General features: G+C 67.5%; 2 protein-coding genes. Both read right to left on the bottom strand.

Annotated elements, in window-relative coordinates:
- Window positions 1-57 precede the first annotated feature (57 nt).
- Window positions 58-381 (bottom strand): hypothetical protein, encoded by a 324-nt coding sequence (locus ACWD6R_RS39775; protein WP_451823222.1) that lies wholly within the window; start codon window positions 379-381, stop codon window positions 58-60.
- Between the two features lie 546 nt (window positions 382-927).
- Complete coding sequence (locus ACWD6R_RS39770; protein WP_451823221.1) at window positions 928-4,623, bottom strand: S8 family serine peptidase; 3,696 nt, start codon at window positions 4,621-4,623, stop codon at window positions 928-930.
- Window positions 4,624-5,214 lie beyond the last annotated feature (591 nt).

The following is a 5,214-nucleotide window of genomic DNA, read 5'->3' as shown; positions in this document are numbered from 1 at the left end:
AGACAAGCCGGATCATCGCAGGTCAACGGGGCACCTTCTTCATGAGATGACGCCCAGTCACCGACTTTGAAAGCGCCGCGAAACACCGAGGCCGGGCCGCGCCGCGGGCTCGATCTCGCTGACGACCGGCTTCCGGTCCGCGCCGACACCGATCTGCACCTTGTCACCAGTCACCAGCGTCAGCGGCACGCCGGCCTTCGTTCCGGCGGCAGCCCGGAGAAGGTTGTCACGGACCGGCACAGGCAGGTTCAGGTTGAGGGCAGTGGGGGAAGACGGAGCCGGGGTCGGTCCGGCGGCATTCGCCGAGGCGGTCGACATGGCCATTCCGAGGACGGTGATGCCGGTGACCGCGGTGGCCAGCCGGCGCCCAAAACGCCTCATCGCCAGGCCTCCTGAGATGCCGTTCTTTCGGTTTCGCCGTGAATATGGCGAGGGGGATACATGAGTGCCTCCTGCTCGTCGCGACAAAGAAGTCCTTGCCGTATCAGGCAGTTACTTTCGGGCTCAGCACCGACCGAGGCAACTGATTGAGCGTGGCGGCTTTCTTCCATGTCACAAACCCGCCACAGTGATTGGCCGGGCATTCGGCAAGGAACGTCATGCCGCCTTGGTGATGCTGGTCGGGCGCGCCGGAGTACCGTGTCGAGACGTATGCCCGGTGATCCGACCCGGATAATTCATGGACAGGAAAATTCCGTCGACGCCGCGTTCAAAAATGTGGAGCTGTGCCGATGATGCGGTGCGCCAAGCAGGCAGGTACGGACGCCGAGAACTCTCGGACATGTCCGGTACTTTCAAGGTCGTTACTGATTTCGGCAATACGGAATCCCGGCGGGGTATGTGATTGCCAGGACAACGGGGGTGCGCCCCTGGCGCGAGGGAGTTCCTTGCGCCAGGGGTGCGGTCGGAAAAGGGCTGCCGTGAGCGTCAGCGCACGGCGTAGGCCTTGATCAGGGTCTGCTCGACCTTGCTGCCGTCGGTGTCCTGCGCCTCGACGCGCAGGGACATGTAGCCCTTTGCCGGGTTGCGGACGGACACTTTGTAGTGGCCGTCGCTCTTGGTTTTCACCGTCGCGGGGCTCCAGGTGGCACCGTCGTCGGTGGACATCTCCACCTCGACTCCGTCGATGTTCGGGGTGGCGCCGGTCTGGAGTGCGAACGCCAGGTCGAAGTCGTAGGTGTTGCCGCCCGGGGTGGTGTTCTCCGCGTCCAGGTCCAGGCCGTACCTCGGCCAGAGCAGCGCCAGGTTCTCTGTTCCGCTCGCCGGCCGGGCGGACTTGAACGTCCACGCGGTGCTGGTCTGGGTGGACAGCGGGAACCACGCCGGGCGCGACGTGTCCATGGTGATCCGGTAGGTCGCCGGGTCGGCGCTGACCGGCACCTCGGTCAGCCTGAGTCCAGGCGTCTCCTTGAGGAGCTGCCCGTCCTGGTGCACCCGGGCTGTCACCTTGTCCGCATCGTGTGCGAAATAGCCCCAGTGCCCCGGTTCGCTGTCACTCATCTCCGGGATGGTGAGGTTGAAGGTGTCGCCCTCGCGGATTACCTGGTTGACCTCCGGTCCGGCCGGCCCGAATGCTGCGCCCAGCCAGGTCTCCTCGCGCTGCTCGCCCGGCTTGTAGTTGCGGAGTACGTCGCTCACCCTGCGGATGATCGTGGCACGGTCCGGGTAGACCGAGTGGAACCACCGCATGTCCTTCATCGTCGGCGACTTGCTGCCGGTGGAGTACCACTCCTCCCGGTCCGCCGGCGCGTCGAAGAAGTCCACTACCTGGGTGATGAAGCCCTCTTCCGGGCGGATCGCCGAGTCGGTCTCACCGAGGTAGGTGCCCTTGGTGCCGCGGTAGTGGGACTTCACCACGGCCGAGTTCTCCGCGGTGACCGCGTCGACGGGGTCGGCGGGGATGCCACCGGGGACCATCATCGCGATGTTGTAGACGTAGGGGTGATTGTCGATGCCCTGCAGGTTGATCTGCGTGGGACCCTCGGCCATCCGGTCGAAGAGCACCGCGCCCTGGTCCTGGGTGAGGCTCCAGGCGGGGATGGTGGTGCGGGTGGCGCGCGGCACAATGGTGGCGTAGGGGCCGGGCCGGTCGTTGACGATGATCACTGCCTTGGCGCCGGCACCGGCCACTGCGGCGATCTGGTCGACAGACTTCCGGGTGGCATCGCGGGTGACGACCGCGAGCTTGCCGGCGAGGTCCTTTCCGGCCAGGTCCTCCGGCCGAGCCATGCCTGAGTCGACCGCCTGGAGCGTGCTGGGGCCGTACAGCCGGGCCGCGTACACCACGGGCTCAAGCGGGAGCGCGCCTCCCTGCCCGGCGAAGGACGCCCGGATCGTCGGCGAGTACCTGCGCTGCTGGAAGTCGAACTCGAACGTGCCGAGCTTCACCGGCGCCGTGGGCACCACGTAGGCGTGGTCCCAGAGCGGGCTCGACACGCCCTTCATGAAGTCGATTCCGATCTTGCCGGGGAGCTGCTGGCGGTACCCGAGCTTGAAGCCGTTCGGCTCGGACTCCTTGGGCGTTGCGACCTTGACCTCCTTGCCCAGCCGGGCGTCCAGCGTGATCGTCCGATCGCCCTTCAGCTCCACGATCGGCTCGCCGGCGAGGGTGTAGTCCAGGGTCTGATTCGAGGCCTTGTCCCTCGTGTGTACGAGACCCATGACGGAGTAGCGTCCCTCCGGCACGGCGACCGTCTTGGTTCCGCCCTGGGGGAAGACCTCGCGGATAACCCCGTTGTCCAGGTCGAACACCTCGAGCTCGCCGGTCGCTGGGTTTCCGTGCCGGTCGATCGTGTTGAGGGTGAGGTCGACGGTGGGCACGTCCTTCGTCGCGCCGACGGTGGTGTGGATCGCGGTGCCGTCGGCCGCGGTGGCGGTGATGATTCCGGTGTAGTCGCCCACGGCGCCGAGCTCGGGGTGGTAGGTCACCGTCACGCTAGCGGTGGAGTTCGCCGGGACCGTCACGCTGTCGGCGCTGAGCGTGAACGTGCCGTTCGGCGGGATCGCGATCTCCCCGACGGTGAACAGGCGGAGTGACAGTGTCTTGTCCGCGGGCGAGGTGTTGACGTAGCTGACGGTCTTGGTGACCGGCGCGCTCTCGGCCGACTGCTTGCCCATGCTGACGACGGCGGGGCTGGAGTAGAGGGTGGCGTCGATCGCCTTGGGCACGTCGACGCGGCCGCCGCCCTGCTGGTAGGCCGTGTACGCACCCTGCTTGGCGGTGCCGACCAGCACCTGCTTGAGCCGGTCGGCGGTCCAGTCCGGATGACGCTGGACGAGGATCGCCGCGGCGCCGGACACATGCGGAGTGGCCATCGAGGTGCCGCTGGCCGAGGTGTAGCTGCCGTCGACCGGCGTGCCCATCGAGGTGCCGGCGGCGCGCGCGGCGACGATGCCCACGCCCGGCGCGGTGATCTCCGGCTTGACCGCGAAGGTGTCCCTGAGCGGGCCACGGCTGGAGAAGCCCGCAAGCTGGTCCTGCTTGTCCACCGCGCCGACGGTCAGCGCGTCCTCGGCGGCACCCGGCGAACCCACGGTCCCCTTGCCCGGGCCCGTGTTCCCGGCCGCGATGACGAACAGTGAGCCGGAGGACTCGGTGAGCTGGTTGACGGCCTGGCTGATCGGGTCGGTGCCGTCACTGGGGGCAGGCGAGCCCAGGCTCATGCTGACGACGTCCGCGCCCTGGGCCACCGCCCACTCCATGCCGGCGATGACCCCCGACTGGGGACCTTCACCGGCGCTGTTGAGGACCTTGCCGATGTACAGGTCGGCGCCCGGCGCCACACCCTTGTACTTGCCGCCCGACGCGGCACCCGAGCCGGCGATGGTCGAGGCGACATGCGTGCCGTGACCGTGGTGGTCAACCGCGTCGGGGTCGTCGGTGAAGTTCTGCGCCTTCTTCACCCGGCCCGCCACATCGGGGTGGTTGGGGTCGATACCGGTGTCGAGAATGGCCACCTTGGTGCCGGTGCCGTCGTACCCGGCCGCCCAGGCTTCCGGGGCGCCGATCTGCGGCACACTCTGGTCCAGCGTCACCTTGACCGGCTTGTCGAGCCAGAGCTTCTTGATGCCATCGGCAAGCTTCGGTGCCTTCGTCGCGGCGGCGCTGTCGTCGTCGACCGCCTCCCAGAACGTCGCCGCCTTCCTTTTGCTGGCGCGCAGCGCCACCGCGTTGGCGCTGGGCAGCTCGTCGGCCTTCACCGAACCGGCCGGCGCGGCCTGCTCGAGCGCCTTGCCCGCCTTGCCCGGCGCGCCCCCGTAGGTCGCGAGAAGCGGCACGGCGGGGCGGTGGGCGTCGTCGTAGCCGTACTCGACCAGCTTGGTGATGTTGAACAGCTCGCGGTCGAGCTCGTTCGCGGCGAGGTAGGGCTGTGCCTTGTCCGGGATGACATAGACCTCTTTGCCCACCTTCATGGTGGAGAACGCCGCCGGGGTGCCGTCGTCCGCCGGCGCGACCGTCGCAGCCTGGAAGCCGTTGGCGTGGCGCTCCAGGGTCACCACTTCGCCGGTGACGAGGGTGAGCTTGTGCGTGGCGACAACAGGGCTGTTCTGCTGCGGTTGTTCGGCCCGGGTCGTCGGCGTCGCTGCGGCGGCCACGGGAAGGACGCCGAGCGTGCCGGCCACACAGGCCGCGGTGAGTATCCCCAGGGCCGTCCGTACTGGACGGCGTGTCAGCCGGTAGGCTATGGGGATGGTCGGGCTGGCTGAGGATCTCGTCGATCCAGCCGATTGTGACTGTCTCATCAAGGCGATGACCTTCTCTGAGGGGGAACAAGGGCGCGCGAAAGCCACGCGGTCGCGGAAATTCAGCGCCGCCTCGGGTGGCTGCGATGGGTGTGGTGGTGGGCTACACGGCTTCGTAGTCGTCGTCAAGCGGGGGCACGCTGCTGGCGTCGGCCGTGGGCTGCTGCGGCGCCGTGGATGGCGCGGACGGCTCAGGCTGTTGGTCCGGCTCGTTCGATGGCGGGACTGGTGGTGTTTCCATGACGGTCGAGTGTTGTCCTCGCACTGGTTAGCGGTCGACTGGGCAGATGACCCAACTTTGCCGCCACGCACCGTCTAGCGTGGTGCGCCGGAAATCACGACCTTAAGTCTCTTGCTAGTTCTCGGTGGCTGGCGGAGTGAATCGTTCCGGGTTTGACCGAGGCTCGATCTCTTGGAAGGATCGGGATCGTTATGTCGAAGCCATACCCGAAGGAAGTCCGTGAACGGGCC

It is taken from the genome of Streptomyces sp. NPDC005151 (assembly GCF_053599875.1).
The sequence above is the reverse complement of the archived record's forward strand: the minus strand, read 5'-3'. Positions and strand labels throughout refer to the sequence as shown.